6 protein-coding genes are annotated in these 5,093 nt (G+C 45.6%); 4 read left to right on the top strand and 2 right to left on the bottom strand.

Annotated features, from left to right (window positions below):
• The first annotated feature begins 326 nt into the window (after positions 1-326).
• Both PN462_RS08240 and PN462_RS08245 read left to right on the top strand, forming a co-directional pair.
• Positions 327-809 carry a L,D-transpeptidase gene (locus PN462_RS08240; protein ID WP_443029108.1) on the top strand — a complete coding sequence of 161 codons (483 nt, stop codon included), beginning with the start codon at positions 327-329 and terminating at the stop codon, positions 807-809.
• Between the two features lie 27 nt (positions 810-836).
• Positions 837-1,472 (top strand): adenylate kinase, encoded by a 636-nt coding sequence (locus PN462_RS08245; RefSeq protein WP_272127602.1) that lies wholly within the window; start codon positions 837-839, stop codon positions 1,470-1,472.
• Between the two features lie 293 nt (positions 1,473-1,765).
• On the opposite strand, the gene PN462_RS08250 is transcribed toward PN462_RS08245, so the two are convergent.
• Both PN462_RS08250 and PN462_RS08255 read right to left on the bottom strand, forming a co-directional pair.
• Entirely contained in the window at positions 1,766-2,815 is a 1,050-nt protein-coding gene (locus PN462_RS08250) for a DUF3616 domain-containing protein (protein ID WP_272127603.1), read from the bottom strand.
• Between the two features lie 257 nt (positions 2,816-3,072).
• The gene (locus PN462_RS08255) at positions 3,073-3,570 is read right to left on the bottom strand and encodes an HNH endonuclease (RefSeq protein ID WP_272127604.1); all 498 of its coding nucleotides are present in this window, start codon (positions 3,568-3,570) and stop codon (positions 3,073-3,075) included.
• Positions 3,571-3,884: 314 nt separating this feature from the next.
• On the opposite strand from PN462_RS08255, the gene psbV reads away from it, so the two are divergent.
• Positions 3,885-4,379 carry a photosystem II cytochrome c-550 gene (gene psbV, locus PN462_RS08260; protein ID WP_272127605.1) on the top strand — a complete coding sequence of 165 codons (495 nt, stop codon included), beginning with the start codon at positions 3,885-3,887 and terminating at the stop codon, positions 4,377-4,379.
• A 157-nt stretch (positions 4,380-4,536) separates the two neighbouring features.
• Complete coding sequence (gene petE, locus PN462_RS08265; RefSeq protein ID WP_272127606.1) at positions 4,537-4,926, top strand: plastocyanin; 390 nt, start codon at positions 4,537-4,539, stop codon at positions 4,924-4,926.
• Positions 4,927-5,093: the final 167 nt, after the last annotated feature.

The raw sequence follows: 5,093 nt of genomic DNA on the forward strand, positions 1-5,093 counted from the left end.
CCGCCCCCTTACAGCTAATCCGGTCTAGAGAAACGACCAGTAGTGTTAATCCGCAATACCCCTGGAGAGCTATTCGCAGCTACGGGAAGGTTATCTCTCCCCACTCCCCCACCTCACGAAGTAGGTGGGGGTCATTGAAGTGAGGCAAAAATACTCTAATCTCTTGCTTCCAGTTCCGGAGTTCCCTAGGATCACCTACCAAGTTAAATGTACAACAGCGTAGTTAATCAAGCAATATTCTATAATAAAAGCGTAATCCCAACCTTTTGAGTTAAACAGTGAGACGTTTTTTTTGCTTCTTTCTTCTTGCTGGTCTGAGTATCGGGTTGCTGTTTCCCCTCCGTAGCACAGCACAATCTGTAACGGTGGGACGGTTGAATATTCCTCCTTTGGGAGATGGGTCACGGTTTTTGCCGGAGGTGTCGGAGAAACGGTTGGTTTTGCGATTGCGCGATCGCAGGGTTTATTATTACGATGGCGAAACCCTGATCACCAGTTACCCCGTGGCCATTGGCCGCCAGGGATGGGAAACCCCCACGGGAGAATTCCAAGTCATACAAAAAGTCGAACACCCCACCTGGGAACACCCCTTCACCGGAGAAATTATCACCCCAGGACCGAATAACCCGTTAGGAGTGCGTTGGATAGGCTTTTGGACTGATGGCCAGAATTTTATCGGCTTTCATGGGACTCCCAATGAGGAGTTAATCGGCCAAGCCGTGTCTCATGGCTGTGTCCGGATGCGCAATCGAGATATTGTGGCCTTATTTGAGAAAGTAGAAATGGGGACTCCTGTCATCGTAGAATAGGCTGCATAGTGTGTTGTTGAAAAAGGCATGAGATTAATTTTTTTGGGATCACCGGGAGTTGGAAAAGGGACATTTGCCAAAGAGGTCATGGCAAAAAAACAAATCCCGCAAATTTCCACAGGTGACTTATTACGGAATGCAATGAAGTTGCAAACCCCCCTAGGGATAAAGATTGAAGGTTATATGAAAACGGGGGAACTTGTTCCCGATGAGTTGGTATTAGAGATACTTTCAGAACGCATTCACCAAGAAGATTGTCAAAATGGCTTTATTTTAGATGGGTTTCCCCGCACCATACCCCAAGCGGAGTCTTTAGAACAAAAGCCTGATTTGGCGGTGGATAAGGTGCTAAAGTTTAATGCGGAGAAGGAAGTCATTATCCGTCGTCTGTCCAACCGTCGGGTGTGTCAAAACTGCGGGGCCACCTATCATTTAATTAATTTTCCCCCCAAGGTGTCAGGGGTGTGTGATGTCTGTGGGGGAACAGTTGGCCAACGGGATGATGATAAACCGGAGGCCATTGAACGGCGTTTAGTGGAATATCATCAAAAAACGGCCCCTTTGGTTAATTTTTATCAACAACGGGGTTTACTGGTGGTGGTGAATGCCAATGGAGAAAAGCATGAAACTATGCCGCAAGTTTGGGATGTTTTGGAGAGTTGATTGTTCTTTGTGAAAAAGGGAACAGGGAACAGTATCCGAAGGCAGATGGCAGATGGCAGAGGGCAGTGGTTTGCGCTCCGCGCACACTACGTGAACGGCAAGCTCACCAACCAGGACCGAATAAGGAGGAAGTTAACCTAAAAAGAAGGTCAGAAACTAATCACAGCAAGGCTTTTAGCCAACTTCCAGCGATTTTTAGTTTCACCGAGAGTAAACTGTTACCAGTAACCAGTTGTTACTCCCCATCTTCCCCATCTCCCATCCCCCATTACCCATCCCCCATTACCAACTCCCTACAACTTCCATAAATCCGCTAAAACGTCTCCTGGTTTTAAAACCCGGTTGGGGTGGGGGGAGTCGTAAACGGCCAATAAGGCTTGATCTCCCCAGTCTGTAGTGTAGGGGATAATGCCTTCTGCGCGATCGCCGCCTAAACTATGGGGTATCTCGAATAAAAAAGCTAATTTCTCGTTGTCTAAGGAGGCGAGACGATTCGCTTTTAAGTCTAAAGGGTCAGGGAGACGATACACTGAGATTGTCCCATCTAAATCCATAGTTGGCCCAGCTAAAACCAATAAATCCTCACCATGCCAACACAGATCACGAATTCCCATCCCGCCTAAGTCGAGGAAATGTTGGCGATAGAGTTGGTCTTCTTTACCAATGGGTTGCAATTCTAAAATACCATTCTCTGCCTTTACTTTTAACTCCAGCAAAATCGCAATACCCCGTAAAACCGGCCCCCGCAACCCTAGAAAAATTCGGTCTTCACTTACAGCGATTCCTTCAATATCAAAGCCATTATCCTTACTAGGGAGATTAGAACTAATAATACTCCCTAACATCTCATCTTCAGCTAAAGCGACCATTAAACGATTACTCGTCCCCTCTCGCTGGAGACAAGCAGCCGTTAAATCTTGCGATCGCTGGACTAACGCACTATTTTGTACCGGAATACGTCCCAACAAATAACGATTCGGTTCTCGTTCAATCTCCACCAATTCCCCTTTATTAACTTTCTTACCCTTCGCCTTACTTCGCTTGCTACTGTGAGACCCCACAACCCAAATATAACCCTCATTATACTTTAATCCTTCAATATCCACTTCTCCCTGTTCGGGGTCAATATCGGGAAAAATCTGATTAAGAGGAAAAGACCGATGATTCCCAAACGTAGAACTATTAAGAGGACTAAGACATTCTATACTGGTAGCCTCATCAGACCCAAACCAGAGAAGATGATCAGGCGTTTGCGCAATGGCCGATAAATCACTCCCCCACTCAATCCCCTCATACTGAAGATCAAACTGGAGACGAAGGCGTTGATAAAGGTAAGCTGTCATTATTTTGGTTTTTGGTTCTTGGTTCTTGGTAATTTGTGCTTGGCTATTTATGCTTGGTTATTTATGCTTGGTTATTTGTTCTTGGTTATTTGTGCTTAGTTAAGCTGTTATTGACTTCTTCTTTTACCCAAATGCCTTGTGGCAAGGGGGCTAGGGGACAAAAATCTCAATTTAAATGTGCGACAGCTTATTTATTGTTGGTTGTTTGTTGAATTCCTGAACATTTAATTTTCATTATCCATTATCCATTAATTTAATTAAATCCCAATCACATATTTCTTCCACTCCTCATTACGGCCACTGCGGATATAGCGAGCAATCTCAAAATGTAAGCTACTATAGGGACGACGAGGACGGGTTGAGAGAGGCATTTGAGCTTCCTCTGGAGTGCGGTTGCCTTTCTTGACATTACAGCGCACACAGGCTGCAACTAAGTTATCCCAACTGTCCTTCCCCCCTCTAGACCGAGGAACGACATGATCGAGGGTTAAATTATCCCCACGATAATTACAGTATTGACAAGTGTGGTCATCGCGCTCCAAAATATTACGTCGAGTTAAGGGAATCTCCTTGTATGGGACTCGGACATAGTAACGCAGTCGAATAACCGTGGGTAAAGGGATTTTAGTGTAAATCTCTCTGGTATTATATTCAAGCTGCTCGGCTTTCCCTTTGAGTAAAAGAACAACCGCCCGTCGCCAACTTGTGATGTTGAGCGGTTCGTAGGAGGCGTTTAGCACCAGAACCTTACTCATGTCTCCTGTTCATAAAAAAAGAGGTTAAATATACCACAGATGGTAACACAGAGCAGAGTTTTCGGGATCGCCTGGGTTGAGGCTTTTCTCCCCAAGAACTGAAAACCCCGCTTAAAAAGAGTGCGGTTGGATGGCATGATATTAAGGAAGCAAATCACTCAATCTTCATTTCCTGATGCTGAACTGAGCCAGTCATCATCATTCAACGATGTACCCTAGAACAGATGAAGTGACAGGAGGGGGAGATTGAGGCGTTTAATAGAGATTATGCTGTATTGCTGCTATACCAATCAAAAAAAATTTGGAGGAGAACGATGCGTCCGTTAAGATTAATCTGGGTTGCGATCGCAACCGTCCTGTTAGGATTTCAGATCAGCACCTCGACCGCTTTCGCCGTTGACGTGAATGCCGAATACCGCACCATCACACTGAATGAAGCTGGCGAAGAAGTGACCATCAGCAACCAAGAACTGGAAAAAGGCAAACGCCTCTTTAACAACACCTGTTCTCAATGTCACATGGCCGGACGAACCAAAACCAATCCGAACGTGACCTTAAAACTCTCTGACCTCAAAGGTGCAGAACCCCCCCGTGATAATATCAAAGCCTTAGCAGACTATATGCAAAACCCCACCACCTACGATGGGGAAATTGAGATCAGTGAATTACATCCCAGTACCAGTCGCTCTGACCTCTGGCCGGAAATGCGTCCCTATAGTCAAGAGGACTTAGAAGCCATTGCTGGATATATTCTCGTGCAGCCGAAACTCCAAGGCATCATGTGGGGTGGGGGTAAAACCGTAAACTAATCGGTCCTTACTTAGCCCCTCATTCATTATCAATCAAGGGAGTACAGTCCGCCCAACTGTACTCTTTTTGTTGTACTACAAACAACTCTTTTTGTTTTGAGGGACAGGACAGGATAAAATCTGTATTGCAGTTAAAAACGACACACTGTCAAAGATTATGTTCAAGAAACTCGGATTATTTTTCTCTATCCTGTGCCTCGCCGTCGCTAGCTTTGCGGTTAGTGCTGCTCCCGCATTGGCAGAAACCTATACCATCAAAATGGGTGCAGACGATGGGTCCTTAGTCTATGTCCCCGACACCCTAACCGTTCAACCCGGAGATACCGTCAAGTTTGTCATGAACAAACTGGCCCCTCACAACGCCGTTTTCAACAAAGTTCCGGGTGGAATTGATAAAGCCAGCCTCTCCCATAATAAACTCCTGTTCTCTCCTGGTGAATCCTACGCCACCAACATCCCCGAAGATGCTCCGGCTGGAGAATATGAATTCTATTGTCAACCTCACCGGGGGGCCGGCATGGTTGGAAAACTGATCGTTGAGAAATAAGTCTCATTCCCCTTGAACAACGGTTAAGCGCAGTCCCCATCTAAAATCACAAGATTTAGATGGGGTTAACCTCTAGTAGGGGATTTACTCGACTTTTTTTGACATTAGGCCACAAAGCCATACTTATACCCATCCTTACGATGAATCACCTTTGAGACATAAGAGAG

This window comes from Spirulina sp. CS-785/01 (assembly GCF_028330525.1).
Taxonomy (GTDB): domain Bacteria; phylum Cyanobacteriota; class Cyanobacteriia; order Cyanobacteriales; family Spirulinaceae; genus JAQMSD01.

What these genes read in the sequence shown, in the direction of transcription:
- PN462_RS08255 (WP_272127604.1), bottom strand. Translation starts at nt 3,570, where the DNA reads ATGAGTAAGGTTCTGGTGCTAAACGCCTCCTACGAACCGCTCAACATC.
- petE (WP_272127606.1), top strand. Translation starts at nt 4,537, where the DNA reads ATGTTCAAGAAACTCGGATTATTTTTCTCTATCCTGTGCCTCGCCGTC.
- PN462_RS08250 (WP_272127603.1), bottom strand. Translation starts at nt 2,815, where the DNA reads ATGACAGCTTACCTTTATCAACGCCTTCGTCTCCAGTTTGATCTTCAG.
- psbV (WP_272127605.1), top strand. Translation starts at nt 3,885, where the DNA reads ATGCGTCCGTTAAGATTAATCTGGGTTGCGATCGCAACCGTCCTGTTA.
- PN462_RS08245 (WP_272127602.1), top strand. Translation starts at nt 837, where the DNA reads ATGAGATTAATTTTTTTGGGATCACCGGGAGTTGGAAAAGGGACATTT.